The 17,247-nt window shown below is 64.7% G+C and carries 17 protein-coding genes; 14 read left to right on the forward strand and 3 right to left on the reverse strand.

What is annotated here, in order from left to right; all coding sequences use genetic code 11:
• The first annotated feature begins 39 nt into the window (after positions 1 to 39).
• The 6 genes from EYW47_RS09705 (at position 40) to EYW47_RS09730 (ending at position 6,432) form a co-directional block, all read left to right on the forward strand.
• Positions 40 to 1,074, forward strand: a complete 1,035-nt coding sequence (locus EYW47_RS09705) for a methionine ABC transporter ATP-binding protein (RefSeq protein ID WP_133194635.1) — start codon at positions 40 to 42, stop codon at positions 1,072 to 1,074.
• Positions 1,064 to 1,717, forward strand: a complete 654-nt coding sequence (locus EYW47_RS09710; RefSeq protein WP_133194636.1) for a methionine ABC transporter permease — start codon at positions 1,064 to 1,066, stop codon at positions 1,715 to 1,717. Before EYW47_RS09705 ends, EYW47_RS09710 begins: the two co-directional genes overlap by 11 nt.
• Before the next feature lie 68 nt (positions 1,718 to 1,785).
• Complete coding sequence (locus EYW47_RS09715) at positions 1,786 to 2,595, forward strand: MetQ/NlpA family ABC transporter substrate-binding protein (protein ID WP_133194637.1); 810 nt, start codon at positions 1,786 to 1,788, stop codon at positions 2,593 to 2,595.
• A 236-nt stretch (positions 2,596 to 2,831) separates the two neighbouring features.
• Positions 2,832 to 3,581 carry an electron transfer flavoprotein subunit beta/FixA family protein gene (locus EYW47_RS09720; protein ID WP_133194638.1) on the forward strand — a complete coding sequence of 250 codons (750 nt, stop codon included), beginning with the start codon at positions 2,832 to 2,834 and terminating at the stop codon, positions 3,579 to 3,581.
• A 15-nt stretch (positions 3,582 to 3,596) separates the two neighbouring features.
• Positions 3,597 to 4,532 (forward strand): electron transfer flavoprotein subunit alpha/FixB family protein, encoded by a 936-nt coding sequence (locus tag EYW47_RS09725; protein WP_133194639.1) that lies wholly within the window; start codon positions 3,597 to 3,599, stop codon positions 4,530 to 4,532.
• Between the two features lie 112 nt (positions 4,533 to 4,644).
• Positions 4,645 to 6,432 (forward strand): acyl-CoA dehydrogenase, encoded by a 1,788-nt coding sequence (locus tag EYW47_RS09730; RefSeq protein WP_133194640.1) that lies wholly within the window; start codon positions 4,645 to 4,647, stop codon positions 6,430 to 6,432.
• 108 nt (positions 6,433 to 6,540) lie between these two features.
• On the opposite strand, the gene EYW47_RS09735 is transcribed toward EYW47_RS09730, so the two are convergent.
• The gene (locus tag EYW47_RS09735; protein WP_133194641.1) at positions 6,541 to 7,827 is read right to left on the reverse strand and encodes a D-amino acid dehydrogenase; all 1,287 of its coding nucleotides are present in this window, start codon (positions 7,825 to 7,827) and stop codon (positions 6,541 to 6,543) included.
• Between the two features lie 179 nt (positions 7,828 to 8,006).
• Between EYW47_RS09735 and EYW47_RS09740 the strand changes: the two genes are divergently transcribed.
• From EYW47_RS09740 to EYW47_RS09755, 3 genes are all read left to right on the forward strand, one after another.
• Entirely contained in the window at positions 8,007 to 8,495 is a 489-nt protein-coding gene (locus EYW47_RS09740) for an Lrp/AsnC ligand binding domain-containing protein (RefSeq protein ID WP_028215922.1), read from the forward strand.
• Positions 8,496 to 8,962: 467 nt separating this feature from the next.
• Positions 8,963 to 10,495 carry a group II intron reverse transcriptase/maturase gene (gene ltrA, locus EYW47_RS09750; protein ID WP_133194643.1) on the forward strand — a complete coding sequence of 511 codons (1,533 nt, stop codon included), beginning with the start codon at positions 8,963 to 8,965 and terminating at the stop codon, positions 10,493 to 10,495.
• A 54-nt stretch (positions 10,496 to 10,549) separates the two neighbouring features.
• Positions 10,550 to 11,743: a PA0069 family radical SAM protein gene (locus EYW47_RS09755; RefSeq protein ID WP_133194770.1), complete on the forward strand. Its 1,194-nt coding sequence runs from the start codon at positions 10,550 to 10,552 to the stop codon at positions 11,741 to 11,743.
• Positions 11,744 to 11,773: 30 nt separating this feature from the next.
• On the opposite strand, the gene EYW47_RS09760 is transcribed toward EYW47_RS09755, so the two are convergent.
• Positions 11,774 to 12,244, reverse strand: coding sequence for an NINE protein (locus EYW47_RS09760; protein WP_133194644.1), 471 nt, complete (start codon positions 12,242 to 12,244; stop codon positions 11,774 to 11,776).
• A 185-nt stretch (positions 12,245 to 12,429) separates the two neighbouring features.
• A complete protein-coding gene (locus tag EYW47_RS09765) occupies positions 12,430 to 13,668 on the reverse strand; it encodes a PQQ-dependent sugar dehydrogenase (protein WP_133194645.1) in 1,239 nt (412 codons plus the stop codon).
• Positions 13,669 to 13,895: 227 nt separating this feature from the next.
• On the opposite strand from EYW47_RS09765, the gene rpsP reads away from it, so the two are divergent.
• The 5 genes from rpsP to EYW47_RS09790 all read left to right on the forward strand — a co-directional run bounded on the left by rpsP (position 13,896) and on the right by EYW47_RS09790 (position 17,137).
• Positions 13,896 to 14,159 (forward strand): 30S ribosomal protein S16, encoded by a 264-nt coding sequence (gene rpsP / locus EYW47_RS09770; RefSeq protein WP_028215925.1) that lies wholly within the window; start codon positions 13,896 to 13,898, stop codon positions 14,157 to 14,159.
• Positions 14,160 to 14,224: 65 nt separating this feature from the next.
• A complete protein-coding gene (rimM, locus tag EYW47_RS09775; protein ID WP_133194646.1) occupies positions 14,225 to 15,019 on the forward strand; it encodes a ribosome maturation factor RimM in 795 nt (264 codons plus the stop codon).
• A gap of 34 nt (positions 15,020 to 15,053) precedes the next feature.
• Complete coding sequence (gene trmD, locus EYW47_RS09780; protein WP_133194647.1) at positions 15,054 to 15,821, forward strand: tRNA (guanosine(37)-N1)-methyltransferase TrmD; 768 nt, start codon at positions 15,054 to 15,056, stop codon at positions 15,819 to 15,821.
• A 150-nt stretch (positions 15,822 to 15,971) separates the two neighbouring features.
• A complete protein-coding gene (rplS, locus tag EYW47_RS09785) occupies positions 15,972 to 16,364 on the forward strand; it encodes a 50S ribosomal protein L19 (protein WP_028215927.1) in 393 nt (130 codons plus the stop codon).
• 86 nt (positions 16,365 to 16,450) lie between these two features.
• Positions 16,451 to 17,137 (forward strand): CoA pyrophosphatase, encoded by a 687-nt coding sequence (locus EYW47_RS09790; protein ID WP_133194648.1) that lies wholly within the window; start codon positions 16,451 to 16,453, stop codon positions 17,135 to 17,137.
• The last annotated feature ends 110 nt before the right edge of the window (positions 17,138 to 17,247 follow it).

Consider the following 17,247-nt stretch of genomic DNA (forward strand, 5'->3'; position numbering starts at 1 on the left):
CAAAGCGGCGCGCGGCGCACCCGCCGTTTCGTTTTTTTCATGATCGAAATTCGAAACGTTTCCCAGCGCTTCGCTGGCCCGCAAGGCTGGATCGAGGCGCTGCACAACGTCAATCTGACGATACCGCCGGGTGAAGTGTTCGGCATCATCGGACGCAGCGGGGCGGGCAAGAGCACGCTCGTGCGCACCATCAATCTGCTCACGCGGCCCACCGAAGGCGACATCGTCGTCAATGGGCGCACGCTCACGTCGCTCTCCAGCGCGGATTTGCGCGAGGCGCGCCGCGAGATCGGCATGATCTTCCAGCACTTCAATCTGCTCTCGTCGCGCACGGTGTTCGACAACGTCGCGCTGCCGCTCGAACTCGCGGGCATGAAGCGCCAGCAGATCGACGAAACGGTGCTGCCGCTGCTCGAACTCGTCGGTCTCGCCGCGCAGAAGGACCGCTACCCGTCGCAGATCAGCGGCGGCCAGAAGCAGCGTGTGGGCATTGCGCGCGCGCTCGCGAGCAAGCCGAAGGTGCTGCTCTCGGACGAGGCGACTTCCGCGCTCGACCCGGAAACCACGCGCGCCATTCTCGACCTGCTGCGCAAGATCAATCGCGAACTGAATCTGACCGTCGTGATGATCACGCACCAGATGGAAGTGATCAAACAGGTCTGCGACCGCGTGGCCGTGCTCGACGCGGGCCGCGTCGTGGAGACCGGTCCGGTCATCGACGTGTTCCTGCAGCCGCGCCACGAAGTCACGCGCGCGCTGCTCGGCGACGTGATCGCGCAGGAGCTGCCGCCCGCGCTCAAGGTCCGCGTGGCCGAGCGTCTCGCAAAGGGCAGCGGGCATTTGCTGCGTCTCGCCTTCACGGGCACGGGCGTCGATCAGCCCGTGCTCTCGGAGACGATCCGCCGCTTCGAGCTCGATTTCAACATCCTGCATGGCCAGATCGACGAGATCCAGGGGCAGGCGTTCGGCTCGCTCGCGGTGCTCGCGGGCGGCGACCCCGTGAAGGTGGCGCAGGCGATCGCGTGGCTGCGCGAGCAGGGCGTGGTGGTGGAGGAGATGTCCCATGTGGAGTGAAATGTTCGATATGTTCGTCCAGTCGTTCTGGGAGACGCTCATCATGGTGGGCATTTCCGGACTGGTGGGCGCGGCCATCGGCTTGCCGCTCGGCGTGCTGCTCTATCTGACCGACCGCGAAGGCGTGCTTCAGAACATCGCCCTCAATCGCGTGATGGGCGTGGTCGTCAACGCCGTGCGCTCGACGCCGTTCATCATCTTGCTCGTTGCGGTGATTCCGTTCACGCGGGTCGTGGTGGGCTCGTCGATCGGCACCGCGGCCGCCATCGTGCCGCTCACGATTTCCGCCGCGCCGTTCATCGCGCGTCTCGTGGAAACCGCGCTGCGCGAGGTCGACCGCGGCCTCATCGAAGCCGCGCAAGCCATGGGCGCGAGCACGCAACAGATCGTCTTCAAGGTGCTGCTGCCCGAGTCGCTGCCGGGCGTGGTGGCCGGCTTGACCATCACGTTCATCTCGCTCGTCGGCTATTCGGCGATGGCGGGCGCGATCGGCGGCGGCGGTCTGGGCGACCTGGGCATCCGCTACGGCTATCAGCGCTTCGAGCCCGAAGTCATGCTGATCGTCGTCGTGATCCTGATCGTGTTCGTGCAGCTCGTGCAGTCGTTCGGCGACTGGCTCGTGCGGCGCCTGAGCCATAAATAAACGGCCGGCGAGGCTTGCCAGGCAGTCCTGCAATTTCGATAACTGTCACTCGGAATAAAAGGTTGGGTATGCAACGTCGTTTCATGATCCGTTTGGCGGGCGCGCTTGGCGCGGCTTCGCTCGTCGCGCCGCTGCTCGCACCGCTCACGGCGCACGCCGACGAGACCATCAAGGTCGGTGTGACGGGCGGCCCGCATGAGCAGGTGATGGAAGTGGTGAAGCAGGTCGCCGCGAAGAACGGTCTCACGATCAAGATCATCGAGTTCTCCGACTATGTGCAGCCGAACGCGGCGCTCGCGAGCGGCGATCTCGATGCGAACAGCTATCAGCACGAGCCGTATCTCGACGCGCAGGTGAAGGACCGCGGCTACAAGCTGATCAAGCTCGCCGACACGGTCACGTTCCCGATGGGCATCTACTCGAAGAAGATCAAGACGCTCGCGGAGCTCAAGCCGGGTGCGCGCATTGCGGTTCCCAATGATCCGACGAACGGTGGCCGCGCGTTGTTGCTGCTGGAGAAGCAGGGCCTCATCAAGCTGCGCGCCGGCGCCGGCTTGAAGGCGACGCCGCTCGACATCGTGGAAAACCCCAGGAAGCTGAAGATCGTCGAGCTCGACGCGGCGCAGATTCCGCGCTCGCTCGACGACGTGGACGCCGCGGCGATCAACACGAACTTCGCGATGGAAGCGGGGCTCAAGCCGAAGCAGGACGCGATTGCGATCGAAGACCCGAAGGGGCCGTACGTGAACATCATCGCGATCCGCGCAGCCGACCGCAGCAAGCCGTGGGCGGCCAGGCTGGTGGCGGCGTACCACTCGCCGGAGGTGAAGCAGTACATCGAGCAGAAGTTCGGCGGAGCAGTGGTCGCGTCGTGGTGAGCCCGGCCCGGCGGGTGATGGATTAGTGCCGGATTAGGTAGAGAATTCGGTCGGAGAAACCCGGACTTGATGCCCGGGTTTTTTCCGGCATAAAATAGCACGATCGTTCGCAACTGACGGCTAAGCAGGGGCAGAAGCGGGTTGTGCGGGAAAAGTGCTGGTGGGTGGATGCGTGCGGGAACGCTATCGCTATAATGTCCGCCAGGTTGACGTATTCGTAACTTCGGAGCATGTGAATGAAAGTCCTTGTGCCAGTCAAGCGCGTAGTCGATTACAACGTCAAGGTTCGTGTGAAGTCGGATGGCACGGGCGTCGACATTGCCAATGTGAAGATGTCGATGAACCCGTTCGACGAGATCGCCGTGGAAGAGGCGGTTCGTCTGAAGGAAGCGGGCGTGGCGACGGAAGTCATCGCCGTGTCCGCCGGTGTGGCGCAAGCGCAGGAAACGCTGCGCACGGCGCTGGCGATCGGCGCGGACCGCGCGATCCTCATCGAATCGAATGAAGACCTGCAGCCGCTCGCCGTGGCGAAGCTTTTGAAGGCACTCGTCGACAAGGAGCAGCCGCAGCTGGTGATTCTCGGCAAGCAGGCCATCGACGACGACTCGAACCAGACCGGCCAGATGCTCGCCGCGCTGGCGAACCTGCCGCAAGCGACCTTCGCTTCGAAAATCACGGTCGCCGATGGCCGTGCCACGGTCGCGCGCGAAGTCGACGGTGGCGCGGAAACGCTGTCGCTGAAGCTGCCCGCCGTGGTCACGACGGACCTGCGCCTGAACGAGCCGCGCTACGTCACGCTGCCGAACATCATGAAGGCGAAGAAGAAGCCGCTGGAGACGATCAAGCCCGAAGACCTCGGTGTCGATGTCACGCCGCGTCTGAAGACCCTGAAGGTTGCCGAGCCGCCCAAGCGCAGCGCAGGCGTGAAGGTCGCCGACGTGAAGACGCTGGTCGAGAAGCTGAAGACCGAAGCCAAGGTGCTGTAAGGGAGCGAGATAGAAATGACGAATCTGGTTATTGCCGAACACGACAACGCATCCATCAAGGCTGCGACGCTGAACACCGTGGCTGCCGCGCAGAAGATCGGCGGCGACGTGCATGTGCTGATCGCAGGTCACAACGCCCAGGCGGCCGCCGATGCGGCGGCGAAGATCGCGGGCGTTTCGAAGGTGCTGCTGGCCGATGCGCCGCAACTGGAGCAGGGCCTGGCCGAGAACGTCGAGGCGACGGTTCTTTCGATCGCAAAGAACTACACGCACATCCTGGCTCCTGCAACCGCTGCGGGCAAGAACGTCACGCCGCGTATCGCTGCGAAGCTGGACGTCGCGCAGATCTCGGATATCACCGCAGTGGATTCGCCGGACACGTTCGAGCGTCCGATCTACGCGGGCAACGCAATCGCCATCGTGCAATCGGCTGATCCGATCAAGGTCATCACGGTTCGCACGACCGGCTTCGACGCAGTTGCGGCCGAAGGCGGCAGCGCAGCGGTGGAGAAGATCGAAGCGGCAGCGGACAGCGGCCTCACGCAATTCGTTGGCCGTGAAGTCACGAAGCTCGACCGTCCGGAACTCACGAGCGCGAAGATCATCGTCTCTGGCGGCCGGGGTCTGGGCAGCGGCGAGAACTACACGAAGGTTCTGGAGCCGCTCGCCGACAAGCTCAACGCGGCACTGGGCGCCTCGCGGGCGGCAGTGGACGCGGGCTACGTCCCCAACGACTACCAGGTCGGCCAGACCGGCAAGATCGTCGCGCCGCAGTTGTATATCGCGGTGGGCATCTCGGGCGCAATCCAGCACTTGGCGGGCATGAAGGACTCGAAGGTGATCGTGGCGATCAACAAGGACGAAGAAGCGCCGATCTTCAGCGTGGCCGACTACGGCCTCGTGGGCGATCTGTTCACCCTCGTGCCGGAGCTCGTCAAAGAGCTCGGCTGAGCGCCGCAGCACAGGCGAAGCCGGACGCAGTGCGATGTCCGGCGGCACACAAAGGGGCGCTTCGAGCGCCCCTTTTTTTCATCATCGCAAACCTCGACTGGAGACAACGGCCATGTACAACGCACCGATTAGCGACATGCTGTTCGTGATGAAGGAGTTGGCAGGGCTCGAAGAGATTGCCGCGCTGCCCGGTGGCGAGGACGTCACGCCCGAGACCGTGCAGGCCGTGCTCCAGGAGGCCGCGAAACTGTGCGAAGCGGTGCTCGTGCCGCTGAACGTCGAGGGCGACCGCAATCCGAGCCGCTGGGAAAACGGCCAGGTGCATACGACGCCCGGTTTCGCCGATGCCTTTCGTCAATACGTCGCGGGCGGCTGGCAGGGCGTGCAGCATCCTCAGGAATACGAAGGACAGGGCTTGCCCAAGCTCGTCGGCACGCCGTGCGTGGAGATGCTCAACGCGGCGAACCTGTCGTTCGCGCTGTGTCCGCTCCTGAGCGACGGCGCGATCGAGGCGCTCCTCACCGCGGGAACCGAAGAGCAAAAAAAGCGCTTCGTGCCCAAGCTCATTTCGGGCGAGTGGACCGGCACGATGAACCTCACCGAGCCGCAGGCGGGCTCCGATCTCGCGGCCGTGCGCACGCGCGCCGAGCCGCAGGCCGACGGCAGCTACAAGCTGTTCGGCACCAAGATCTTCATCACCTGGGGCGAGCACGACATGGCGGAGAACATCGTCCATCTCGTGCTCGCGCGCACACCGACCGCGCCCGAAGGCGTGAAGGGCATTTCGCTCTTCATCGTGCCGAAGTTTCTCATCAACGACGACGGCTCGCCCGGTGCGCGCAACGACGTGCATTGCGTCTCCATCGAGCACAAGCTCGGCATCAAGGCGAGCCCGACGGCCGTGCTGCAATACGGCGATCATGGCGGCGCGCTCGGCCAGTTGATCGGCGAGGAGAATCGCGGCCTCGAATACATGTTCATCATGATGAACGCGGCGCGCTTTGCCGTGGGCATGCAGGGCGTGGCGATCTCGGAGCGCGCGTATCAGAAGGCGGCCGCGTACGCGAAGGAGCGCGTGCAGAGCCGCCCGGTGGATGGCTCCGCCAAAGCGGCCGTCACCATCATTCACCACCCCGACGTGCGCCGCATGCTCTCGACCATGCGCGCGCTCACCGAGGCCGCGCGTGCGCTCGCGTATGTGGCAGCGGGGGAGTGCGACCGCGCGCATCGGCATCCGGACGAGGCGGTGCGCGCCCAGCATCAGGCGCGCTACGAATACCTCGTGCCGATCGTGAAGGGCTGGAGCACGGAGCTCGCCATCGACGTGGCGAGCCTCGGCGTGCAGGTGCACGGCGGCATGGGTTTCATCGAGGAAACGGGCGCGGCGCAGTTCTATCGCGACGCGCGCATCCTGGCGATCTACGAGGGCACCACCGCGATTCAGGCCAACGACCTCATCGGCCGCAAGACGCTGCGCGACGGTGGCGCGGCGGCGCAGGCGCTCATCGACGAGATCGGGCAGACCGTCGCGCAACTGGGCACGCACGAAGGCGCCGCGTTCAAGTCGATGGCGAAGCATCTGGCGCTCGGCCAGCAAGCGTTGGCTTCGGCGGTGGGTTTCGTGCTGGCCAACGCGAAGCGCGATCCGAACGCGGTCTTCGCGGGCAGCGTGCCGTATCTGAAGCTGGCGGGCATCGTGCTGGGCGGCTGGCAGATGGCGCGCGCGATGCTCGCCTCGCAGCGCCTGATGCAGAACGATCCGAAGTTCCACGGCGCGAAGATCGCGACGGCGCAGTGCTACGCGGAACATGTGCTGCCGCAGGCCGTGGCGCTCGAAGCGGCGATCGTCAGCGCGAATGGCGCAGAGGGGATGCTGGCGCTATCGGAGGATCAGTTCTAAGGATGCCTGACGATAAGAACTGGCCGTAAGGCATTAACGCGGCAGAAACGAAAAACGGCGCCCTGCGAATTGCAGAGCGCCGTTTTCACATAAGCAAGAGAGGGCGCCTTACGCGTAGGCCGGGCGATGCTCGCCCTGCGTTTCTCCGAGGTAGCGATAGACCGAGAGGTCGTCGGCCTTGATCGCGGGCTTCTTGCCCGAGATGAGGTCGGCGAGCAACTGGCCCGAGCCGCACGACATGGTCCAGCCGAGCGTGCCGTGCCCCGTGTTCAGGAACAGGTTCGAGAACGGCGTGCGGCCCACCACCGGCGTGCCGTCCGGTGTCATCGGGCGCAGGCCGGTCCAGAAGGTGGCCTGCGAGGTGTCGCCGCCGCCTGGGAACAGATCGTTCACGCACATTTCGAGCGTCTCGCGGCGTGCTTGCTTGAGCGTCTTGTCGTAGCCCACGATCTCGGCCATGCCGCCCACGCGGATGCGGTCGTCGAAACGCGTGATCGCGATCTTGTAGGTTTCGTCGAGCACGGTGGAGACGGGCGCGGCGCCGGCGTTGACGATCGGCGCGGTGATCGAGTAGCCCTTGAGCGGGTAGACCGGAATCTTCACGAGGCCGGCCAGCATCTTCGTGGAGAACGAGCCCAGCGCGACCACATACGAGTCCGCGCGCACGAGTTCGTTACCGCACTGCACGCCCGCGATGCGCTCGCCTTGCACGGCGAGGCCGTCGATCGGCGTGTTGTAGCGGAACTTGACGCCCAGCTCCTCGGCCATTTTGGCCAGACGCGTGGTGAAGAGCTGGCAGTCGCCGGTTTCGTCGCCGGGCAGGCGCAGGCCGCCGGTGAGCTTGTGCGAGACCGCCGCGAGCGCCGGCTCGGCGCGGCCGAGTTCGGCGGCGGTGAGCAGCTCGTACGGAACGTTCGCATCCTTCAACACGGCGATGTCCTTCGCCGCGCCGTCGAATTGCTGCTGCGTGCGGAACACCTGCAGCGTGCCGCCCGTGCGGCCCTCGTACTGGATGCCGGTGTCGGCGCGCAGCGCCTGCAGGCAGTCGCGGCTGTATTCGGCGAGGCGCACCATGCGGCCCTTGTTGAGCGCATAGCGCTCGGCCGTGCAGTTTTGCAGCATCTGCCACATCCACTGCAGCTGGAACTTGGTGCCGTCGAGGCGGATGGCGAGCGGCGCATGCTTCTCGAACATCCATTTGATCGCCTTGAGCGGCACGCCCGGTGCTGCCCACGGCGCGGCGTAACCCGGCGAGATCTGGCCGGCGTTCGCAAAACTGGTTTCGAGTGCGGGACCGGACTCGCGGTCGATCACCGTCACTTCATGACCCGCGCGGGCAAGATACCAGGCGCTGGCAACCCCGACCACACCACTGCCCAACACGACGACTCGCATAGCCTGCTCCATATAGATTTTGTTAGGGCTACGCCGCGGTGCCGCGCGCTGCTGCGCCCATTTTTGGGTCGTCCAGCGCTGATGGCATGAAAAAACGGATGTAGCCAGTGATATCGACTATGCTATTGTTCTCAGTCCAGATTTTGTTATCGTATTTTTCGAATTTTCAGGAAAAAGACATGAGAACGCAGCGTCAGCCGGTCCGCGCGCTGGACCGGCTCGATCACCGGATCCTGAAGCTGCTTCAGGAGGACGGCCGCATGGCCATGAAGGACCTCGCGGAGCAGGTCGGGCTCTCCGTCACGCCCTGCATCGAGCGGGTCAAGCGCATGGAGCGCGACGGCGTCATCACCGGCTATTACGCGCGCGTGAATCCGAACGTGCTGGGTGCGGCGCTGCTCGTGTTCGTGGAGATCACGCTCGATCACAAGAGCGGCAACATGTTCGACCAGTTCCGCCGCGAGGTGAAGAAGATCCCGGAAGTGCTCGAATGCCATCTGGTCTCGGGCGACTTCGACTACCTGATCAAGGCGCGCATTGGCGAAATGGCCGACTACCGCAAGCTGTTAGGCGACATCCTGCTGCAACTGCCGGGTGCCGTGCAGTCGAAGAGCTATGTGGTCATGGAGGAGATCAAGGAGACCCTGACGATCGCGGTGGGCGAGTAGCCAGACGACGGCTCGAGCGCATTCGGCACGCGCAGGCGCGCTCGAAAGCGCCCTGTTTTTCTCGCTCGACAAAGCGTCTCGATACTGTATATTTATACAGTGTGCGCCGGGAGACCGGTAGAGATCAAGGGGTGAAAGTCCCCGACGTTGCAAGAGTTAGCGACTCACAATGTCCCCGAGTCATGCGTGGTCAACCGCGAGGCGGGCTGCGAAGCGTTGACAGGGGTGCTGATAGGCCAGCCATTGAGCCACGAAATGGATATGTCATTCCCGAGCGCCGACGCGCTACTGTATTCGGAAGGCAACACCGCCCGGCGCGCTATCGCGAGCGTCGGGTGGGCTCGGCGTGGTCTGAGACCCTGGCATGTCAGTACGATCTCTACGCGGAAACCGGGAGATCTCCCATTTGACCGCCGACCGCAATCAAGTCGAGCGGCCCGCATCGGGAAGGTGAGGAACCGACGCCGATGATGAACGAATGGGAGAAGTCGGACTCGCCCATAGTAGCGAAGAAACTGGCGAACAAATCCGGGAGACCGGACGCGGAGTCGGCGGAGCGAAGGGGCGGGGCCAAGGGGAACACGGGATGGTCGCACACGCGCCGGACGCAGAGTCGGATAAGCGTGTCCCAGAGGCTGGACCGTGTGCGCCAAGCCGCAAGGCTAAGGAAGAAGGAGAAGTTCACGGCGTTGTTCCATCTGATCGACATTGACCTGCTGGAGACGGCGTTCTTCTGGCTGAAACGGAAGGCGGCGGCCGGCGTTGATGGAGTGACGTGGCACGACTATGAGCAAAACCTGGGACGAAACCTCGAAGACCTGCATAGCCGACTTCACCGACAGGCCTACCGGGCGCTACCCAGCCGCAGGCGGTACATACCGAAGGCGGATGGGGCGCAACGACCGTTGGGCATTGCCGCACTGGAAGACAAGATCGTTCAGCGCGCGCTGGTGGCAGTTCTCAATGCAATCTACGAGACGGACTTCCTGGGCTTCTCATACGGTTTCCGTCCGCGCCGCAGCCAGCACGATGCGCTGGATGCACTCGCGACGGGAATCGCTCGCACGAGCGTGAGCTGGATTCTGGACGCCGACATTAGCAAGTTCTTCGATACGGTCAACCACGACTGGCTGATTCGTTTCGTAGAGCACCGCATAGGCGACCAGCGCGTGATCCGGCTGATCCGCAAATGGCTGAAGGCGGGAGCGATGGAAGACGGGGTGATCGAGCCAACCGACGAGGGGACGCCACAAGGGTCAGTCATCTCGCCGCTGCTGGCGAACATCTACCTGCACTATGTCTTCGACCTCTGGGCAAATCAGTGGCGCAAGCGCCACGCCGAGGGGAACGTTGTGATCGTCCGATACGCCGACGACATCGTGATTGGTTTCGATAAGCCGCACGATGCGAAGCGGTTCAGGCGGGCCATGCAACAGCGGCTGGAGCAGTTTGGGCTGTCGGTGCACCCGGAGAAAACCCGGCTGATCGAGTTCGGGCGCTTTGCGGCCCGAAACCGGGCAGCGCGTGGGCTGGGCAAACCCGAGACGTTCAACTTCCTTGGATTGACCCACATCAGTGGCCGCGCCAGAGACGGCAGGTTCATGCTCATGCGCAAGACGCGGAGCGACCGCCTCCGGGCAGCGCTGAAGGGAATCAAAGACGAGTTGCGGCACAGATGGCACCAGTCGATTCCCGAGCAAGGGGACTGGTTACGCCGCGTGGTTCAAGGGTACTTCAATTACCACGCGGTGCCGACCAACTCCTCTGCGATGCAGGCCTTCCGTGCGCACGTGATCAACCTCTGGAGACGAGCGCTTCGGCGCCGCAGCCAGAAGGACGACACCACGTGGGCCAAGATGCATCGGCTTGCAAACCAGTGGATACCCAAGGCTCGCATCCTTCACCCCTGGCCGACGGTGCGGTTTGACGCCAACCACCCGAGGCAAGAGCCCGGTGCGCGAATCGCGCACGCCGGGATCTGTGCGGGGGGTGCCCAGTAATGGGCATCCCTACCGCGACATCGAGACGCTTTGTTGCTTTGTGCCGTGAACGAACTGGACCCCGACCATCCCTCCGACACCTGGTATCCCGTCGCCCCGCCTGCACCGCGCAAGGGGCGTGGGGCGGTCACGAATCTGCAGGGGCGTTACGAAGTCGATCAGCGTGAAGCCTTCGACGACGGCTGGCAGCACGCGCAGCCGGGCGAGGGCTCAAGCGCGCACGAAGGCGATGCCGGGCGCGATGGCGATGGCGCGGCAGCCGGCGATTTCGCCGCCGAGGAAACGCCCGCATTGCGCACCGAGGTCTTCGAGGAGCGCGCGAAGAGCATTCTCACGCGCAACCAGTCGCCCGATATTCCGTTCAATGTCTCGCTCAATCCGTATCGCGGTTGCGAGCACGGCTGCATCTACTGCTTTGCGCGGCCCACGCACAGCTACCTCGGGCTCTCGCCGGGGCTCGATTTCGAGAGCCGCATTTATGCGAAGATCAACGCCCCCGAGCTGCTCGCGCGCGAAATCGCGAAGCCCGCTTACGAGCCGGAGCCCATCGCGCTAGGCGTGAATACCGATGCCTGGCAGCCCGTCGAGCGCGAGCTGCGCATCACGCGCCGCGTGATCGAGGTGCTGAGCGAGCGCCAGCATCCGTTCGCGGCCATCACGAAGTCTTCGCTGATCGAGCGCGATCTCGATCTGCTCGTGCCCATGGCGCAACGCCAGCAGTTCATGGCCGCGATCACGATCACCACGCTCGACGCCGATCTCGCGCGCACGCTCGAGCCGCGCGCGGCCACGCCCGCGCGCCGGCTGCGCACGATTCGCACGCTCGCTGAGGCGGGCATTCCGGTCGGCGTGAGTATCGCGCCCGTAATTCCCTTCGTCACCGAGCCGGATATGGAGCGCGTGCTCGAAGCCTGCGCCGAGGCGGGCGCGACGAGCGCGAGCTATATCGTGCTGCGTCTGCCGTGGGAAGTGGCGCCGCTCTTCGAAGGTTGGCTCGAAGCGCATTTCCCGCAGCGCGCCGCGCGCGTGATGAGCCGCGTGCGCGACATGCGCGGCGGCAAGGATTACGACTCGGCGTTCTCGCAGCGCATGAAGGGCACCGGGCTCTGGGCCGACCTGCTCAAGCAGCGCTTTCACAAGGCCGTGACGCGGCTCGGGTTGAACGAGCGGCGCCACGGCATCCTGGACATGTCGGCGTTCGTGCGCGCAAAGACGGTGCGCGAGAAGCCGCAACTCGATTTGTTCTAGCTTTGTCCTGGCGCGCCGCTGCCGCCGTTGTTATTGAGAAATCGCCTTGGCCGCTTCGACCTGCGATTCGAAGTAAGTCTGGAACGAGAGGGCCAGGCCCGTCATCAGCAAAAACGCGCCGATCAACAACGAGAAGATCACCACGAAGATCACGGTCCAGCCCGAACGGCTCGCACGGCTTCCCGCGAAGGCCGCATTGAACTGCGCGTCCCACCTGGCGTCCGGGCGCAGCCCGTAGACAATGGCGGCAAGAAAAGCCGAGAGCAGGGACACTGCGCCGATCACGGCGAGCGCCCAGCCGGGTATCGACGCGCGCTGGGTGGCCATGAGCAGGAGCACGCCGGGAATGCCGAGCAGCGTGCCGGCGATATGCGCCCAGCCCCACACGTCGCGCGATCCATATAGATAGAAGCGGTGCGCGCCCAGACAGCCGAACAGGAAGGCGAGGGCGGCAGTGAGGGTCTTGGAGCGAAAGCGTGCGGGATTCTTTTGATTGGACATGGGCAGACGGATTCGATGACTGCGCGTTGACTTTTGCGTTGACTACGCGCGCGGACGTGGGCCGCCGGCCATTGTACGTGGCGTGCGCGCGCGCAAGCAGATGGTGCCGCTTATGCCGGGAAATGCCTGAAGCCGCGGCGCGCGAGCGTAGCGGCCGCGCGTGCGGCAACCAGGGCTGTGCGCCACTACGGCTTCGCGTAGGTCACGCGATAGATCGCGCCCGCGTAGTCGTCGCTGATGAGCAGCGACCCGTCGGGCAGCGGCAGCACGTCGGCGGGGCGGCCCCACTCGGTCTCGTCGCTATTGAGCCATCCCTGGGCGAACACTTCCTGATGCGCGTTGGTGCCGTCGGCGTTGGCGATGACGCGCACCACGCGATAGCCCACCTTCTTGCTGCGGTTCCACGAGCCGTGCTCGGCAATGAAGATACTGTCGCGATACCCGGGCGGGAACATCGTCCCTGTATAGAAGCGCATGCCGAGGGACGCTACGTGCGCGCCCAGCTTCGCGACAGGCGGCGTGAAGCCGCTGCATGGATGGCCCGCGCCGAATTCCGGATCGGCGACGTCGCCGCCGTGACAATACGGAAAGCCGAAATCGAGGCCCACGCGTGCAAGGCGGTTGAGCTTGTCGTCGGGGATGTCGTCGCCCATCATGTCGCGGCCGTTGTCGGTGAACCACAGCTCGTGCGTCTGCGGATGCCACGCGAAGCCCACCGTGTTGCGCACACCGCGCGCGATGGTCTCGTAGTGCGTGCCGTCCGGGTCCATCCTGCCGATCATCGCGTAGTGGGTGCGCTGCGGATCGTTCGCGGGCAGGCAGACATTGCAGGGCGCGCCCTGCGGCACGTAGAGCTTGCCGTCCGGGCCGAAGGCGATGAACTTCCAGCCGTGCTGGTGCTCGGCGGGCAGCGCATCGGTGACGACCGTGGGTTTGGGTGGATCGTCGAGATGCGCGTCGATGGCGTCCAGCCTCACGATCTTCGAGACCGCGGAAACATAGAGCGCGCCGTCGTGCCAGGCCACGCCCACCGGCATCGTGAGCCCGGAAGCGACCACGTGGCGCTTGACGACCTTGCCCTCGCGCAGCTCGAGCGCGTAGACGCGGCCCTCAATGCTGCCCACGTAAAGGATGCCTGCGGGCGAGAGCGTCATTTCGCGCGCGCTGGGCACGTCGTCGGCGAGCACTTCGATGTGGAAACCGGCCGGTAGCCGGATGCGCTCGATGGGTAGCGTGGCGCGCGAGAGCGGTGCGCCGAGCAGCGTGGCGAGAAGCGCGGCGAGCGCGAGCAGGGCACAGCAACATCGCCGTACAATGCGGGGCGATCGGCGCGAGCGCCAGGTGCGCGAGCCGCCAGGGCCGCGTCGATGTGGGGCGGGATCCGCGGCGTGGATGGGCGAGGGCGCGTTGTCATGCCGCCACATGCGGGTGATGGTTGCGCAAGCCCACGCCAGCGGCCGCTTCGACGCTTGTGCAAAGCCCCGTCTGTCATACCCGTCAGCCGCCGATCGATCGCCGTTCATCGCCGCTTCCCCACGGTTGCAACGCAGTTTCCGCCCGGTTTCTGGTTAAGTGTTTGTTATGCCTTTGGTTTCGGGCTATAATCGCATGTTTCAGTAGTCCCGAACCCCCGGTTTTCAAGGATTCTAGTATGGTCATCATCCGTCTGGCACGCGGCGGCTCGAAGAAGCGCCCGTTCTACAACATCGTCGCAACCGATTCGCGCAACCGTCGCGACGGCCGTTTCATCGAGCGCGTGGGCTTCTACAACCCGGTCGCCACCAAGGGTGAAACCCTCCGTATCGCGCAAGATCGCGTGACGTACTGGCAAGAAAACGGCGCGCAAATGTCGCCGGCCGTCGAGCGTCTCGTGAAGGAAGCGCAAAAGGCTGCTGCCGCTCAACCGGCTGCTTAAGTCTTACCCAAGTGCGCGCAGCGTAAGCGGCGTGTACGAGTTCAAGCTGGCTGCGAGGTTTGCCCATGCCCGTGCATGACGATACAAAAGCGGACAGGGGCGCTGCTGCCGCAGCGGGCGATGTGCCGCGCAAAAGCCCTGATGCAGGCGGCAAGTCCGGCGCTGAAGCATCATCTGGCGGCGGCTCGCGCAAGGCGCCGTCGTTCGGCGCGTTCGTGCGCAAGCCTGCGGAACGCGCGCAGGGGCGCAGCAGTGCGTCTGCAAGCGCGCCTGAAGCTGTTGGCGCGGCCGAAGGCCTGCGCGCCGAAACGGCGGAAAGCTGGCCTGCCGACGCAGTCGAAGTCGGCGCCGTGCTCGATGCCTATGGCCTGAAGGGCGGGCTGAAGATCGCCCCGCACGCGCAAGGCGGCAGGGCGCTCATCGCGGCGAAGCGCTGGTGGCTCCTGAAGGGCCGCGAGCGCCCGGAGCGACATTGCGCGGTGCGCGTGAGCGCGAAGGTGCACGGCGACAGCGTCGTCGGGCAACTGGGCGGTGTTGCGGATCGCGACGCCGCGCTGCGCTTGCGCGGCGCGCGCATCTACGTGAGCCGCGCGGATTTCCCCGCGACCGAAGCCGACGAGTATTACTGGGTCGACCTGATGGGTCTTCACGTCGCCAACGAGGCGGGCGTGGAGCTCGGCACGGTCGCCGACCTGATCGACAACGGCGCGCAGTCGGTGTTGCGCGTCGAGTATCCGTCGACGGACAAGGACGGCAAGCCCACCACCGGCGAGCGGTTGATCCCGTTCGTCGGCGTGTTTGTCAAGACGGTGGACCTGGCGGCGAAGCGTATCGTCGTCGACTGGGAAGCCGATTACTGAACCTGCTGTGCTGATTCGCTGAACGGAGAGAGCGATGCAGTTCGATGTCGTTACGCTCTTTCCCGAGATGTTCCGCGCGCTCACCGACTGGGGTATCACCAGCCGGGCCGCGAAGCAGCAGCGTTATGCGTTGCGCACGTGGAATCCGCGCGATTTCACGACCGACAATTACCGCACCATCGACGATCGGCCTTATGGCGGCGGCCCCGGCATGGTCATGCTGGCCAAGCCGCTCGAAGCGGCGATCGGCGCGGCGAAAGCCGCGCAGGCGGGTGAGGGCGTGGCCAGTCCGCGCGTGCTGCTGATGTCGCCGCAAGGCAAGCCGCTCACGCACGAGCGCGTCGTGCAGTTCGCGCAGGAGCCCGGTTTCGTGCTGCTGTGCGGTCGCTACGAAGCGATCGACCAGCGTCTGGTCGACCGTTGCGTGGACGAGGAAGTGAGCGTCGGCGACTTTGTGCTCTCCGGCGGCGAATTGCCCGCGATGGCGCTGATGGATGCCGTGGTGCGGCTCTTGCCCGGTGTGCTCAATGACGCGCAGTCGGCGGTGCAGGATAGTTTCGTGGACGGTCTGCTCGACTGCCCGCATTACACGCGGCCCGAGGAATACGACGGCGTGCGCGTGCCCGATGTGCTGCTTGGCGGCCATCATGCGGAAATCGAGCAATGGCGCCGCCGCGAGGCGCTGCGCAATACGTGGCACAAACGGCCCGATCTGATCGTGCGGGCCAGGAAGAACAAGATGCTAAGCCGTGCCGATGAGGCATGGCTCGCTAGTCTCGTGAAGGGCGCGAACGAAGCGTAAAGTTTCGGGCGGGCGCGACACGGGGCGTCAAAGGCGGTGCTGCTTCATGCGTGAACGGCGCCAGATGTGAATCCATCCTCTATCGGGGCCGTAGTTGCAGGCAATCCTGCACAGGTACGAACGCCGACAAGATGGCTTACGGAGTCAGTGATGAATCTGATTGAAAAACTCGAGCAGGAAGAAATCCAGCGCGTGCTGGGCGAGAAGACCATCCCCGAATTCGCCCCCGGCGATACGGTGATCGTCAACGTGAACGTGGTTGAAGGTACCCGCAAGCGCGTTCAGGCATACGAAGGCGTCGTGATCGCAAAGCGTAACCGCGGTCTGAACTCGTCGTTCATCGTTCGCAAGATCTCGTCGGGCGAAGGCGTCGAGCGTACGTTCCAGACGTACTCGCCGCTGCTGGCAAGCATCGTGGTGAAGCGCCGCGGCGACGTGCGTCGCGCGAAGCTGTACTACCTGCGCAACCTGTCGGGCAAGAAGGCGCGTATCAAGGAAAAGCTGGTGTTCAAGAGCGCAGCTGCTCCGGCCGATCAGGCGTAAAAGCTGTAAGAAAGAAGCACCCCTCGGGGTGCTTTTTTCTTTTTGGCCGCAAAATAGGCAGGTGTGCCCGAATTTCGAGTCAGCCGTTGATCCGTCCAGTATTTGAACCCGAAAACCTGCCGATCGAATCGACAGGCATCGAACTCCCTCATGTCGCCGCCGCCCGGCTCACGCCCGATGGTCTGCGCGCCCGTTTCGGGCAGCGCCTGCCGTGGGACCCCGAGCCGCAGGAAGCGCGCGTGACCGAGATTCGCGATCCGCGCGAGGCGGCCGTGCTCGTGCCGATCGCGATGCGGCCTGCCGGACTCACCGTGCTGCTCACGCAGCGTGCCGACAACCTCAGCAATCACGCCGGCCAGGTGAGCTTCCCGGGCGGCAGCCGCGAGCCTGCCGACGCCACGGCCATCGCCGCTGCGTTGCGCGAGGCGCACGAGGAAGTGAATCTCGACCCCGCGCGCGTCGAAGTGCTGGGCGCGCTGCCCGACTACCTCACGGGCACGGGCTTCAAGGTGACGCCGGTCGTGGGCCTCGTGCATGAGCCGTTCACGGTGGCCGCCGATACGCTCGAAGTGGCGAGCATCTTCGAAGTGCCGCTCAGCTTCCTGATGAACCCGGCGCATCACCAGGTGCGCGTGCTGCGCTGGGAGGGCGGCGAGCGCCGCTTCTTCGCCATGCCTTATCCGCAGGAGGGCGCGGGCGTGGCCGGCACGCACTTCATCTGGGGCGCGACCGCGGGCATGCTGCGCAATTTTTATCGTTTCCTGCTCGCCTGATGCAATGGGGTTTTCGCAGTGCGGCAAGCGTCGCGCTGTGAAGGGCCTTGCCATGTTGCGGCGCAAATCCCTGCACGATGTCGTGCTACCGCTGGGTCGCTGTCGTCTCG

The sequence above is a fragment of the Paraburkholderia silviterrae genome, from assembly GCF_004353915.1.
Taxonomy (GTDB): domain Bacteria; phylum Pseudomonadota; class Gammaproteobacteria; order Burkholderiales; family Burkholderiaceae; genus Paraburkholderia; species Paraburkholderia silviterrae.

What these genes read in the sequence shown, in the direction of transcription:
- EYW47_RS09705 (WP_133194635.1), top strand. Translation starts at nt 40, where the DNA reads ATGATCGAAATTCGAAACGTTTCCCAGCGCTTCGCTGGCCCGCAAGGC.
- EYW47_RS09710 (WP_133194636.1), top strand. Translation starts at nt 1,064, where the DNA reads ATGTGGAGTGAAATGTTCGATATGTTCGTCCAGTCGTTCTGGGAGACG.
- EYW47_RS09715 (WP_133194637.1), top strand. Translation starts at nt 1,786, where the DNA reads ATGCAACGTCGTTTCATGATCCGTTTGGCGGGCGCGCTTGGCGCGGCT.
- EYW47_RS09720 (WP_133194638.1), top strand. Translation starts at nt 2,832, where the DNA reads ATGAAAGTCCTTGTGCCAGTCAAGCGCGTAGTCGATTACAACGTCAAG.
- EYW47_RS09725 (WP_133194639.1), top strand. Translation starts at nt 3,597, where the DNA reads ATGACGAATCTGGTTATTGCCGAACACGACAACGCATCCATCAAGGCT.
- EYW47_RS09730 (WP_133194640.1), top strand. Translation starts at nt 4,645, where the DNA reads ATGTACAACGCACCGATTAGCGACATGCTGTTCGTGATGAAGGAGTTG.
- EYW47_RS09735 (WP_133194641.1), bottom strand. Translation starts at nt 7,827, where the DNA reads ATGCGAGTCGTCGTGTTGGGCAGTGGTGTGGTCGGGGTTGCCAGCGCC.
- EYW47_RS09740 (WP_028215922.1), top strand. Translation starts at nt 8,007, where the DNA reads ATGAGAACGCAGCGTCAGCCGGTCCGCGCGCTGGACCGGCTCGATCAC.
- ltrA (WP_133194643.1), top strand. Translation starts at nt 8,963, where the DNA reads ATGATGAACGAATGGGAGAAGTCGGACTCGCCCATAGTAGCGAAGAAA.
- EYW47_RS09760 (WP_133194644.1), bottom strand. Translation starts at nt 12,244, where the DNA reads ATGTCCAATCAAAAGAATCCCGCACGCTTTCGCTCCAAGACCCTCACT.
- EYW47_RS09765 (WP_133194645.1), bottom strand. Translation starts at nt 13,668, where the DNA reads ATGTGGCGGCATGACAACGCGCCCTCGCCCATCCACGCCGCGGATCCC.
- rpsP (WP_028215925.1), top strand. Translation starts at nt 13,896, where the DNA reads ATGGTCATCATCCGTCTGGCACGCGGCGGCTCGAAGAAGCGCCCGTTC.
- rimM (WP_133194646.1), top strand. Translation starts at nt 14,225, where the DNA reads ATGCCCGTGCATGACGATACAAAAGCGGACAGGGGCGCTGCTGCCGCA.
- trmD (WP_133194647.1), top strand. Translation starts at nt 15,054, where the DNA reads ATGCAGTTCGATGTCGTTACGCTCTTTCCCGAGATGTTCCGCGCGCTC.
- rplS (WP_028215927.1), top strand. Translation starts at nt 15,972, where the DNA reads ATGAATCTGATTGAAAAACTCGAGCAGGAAGAAATCCAGCGCGTGCTG.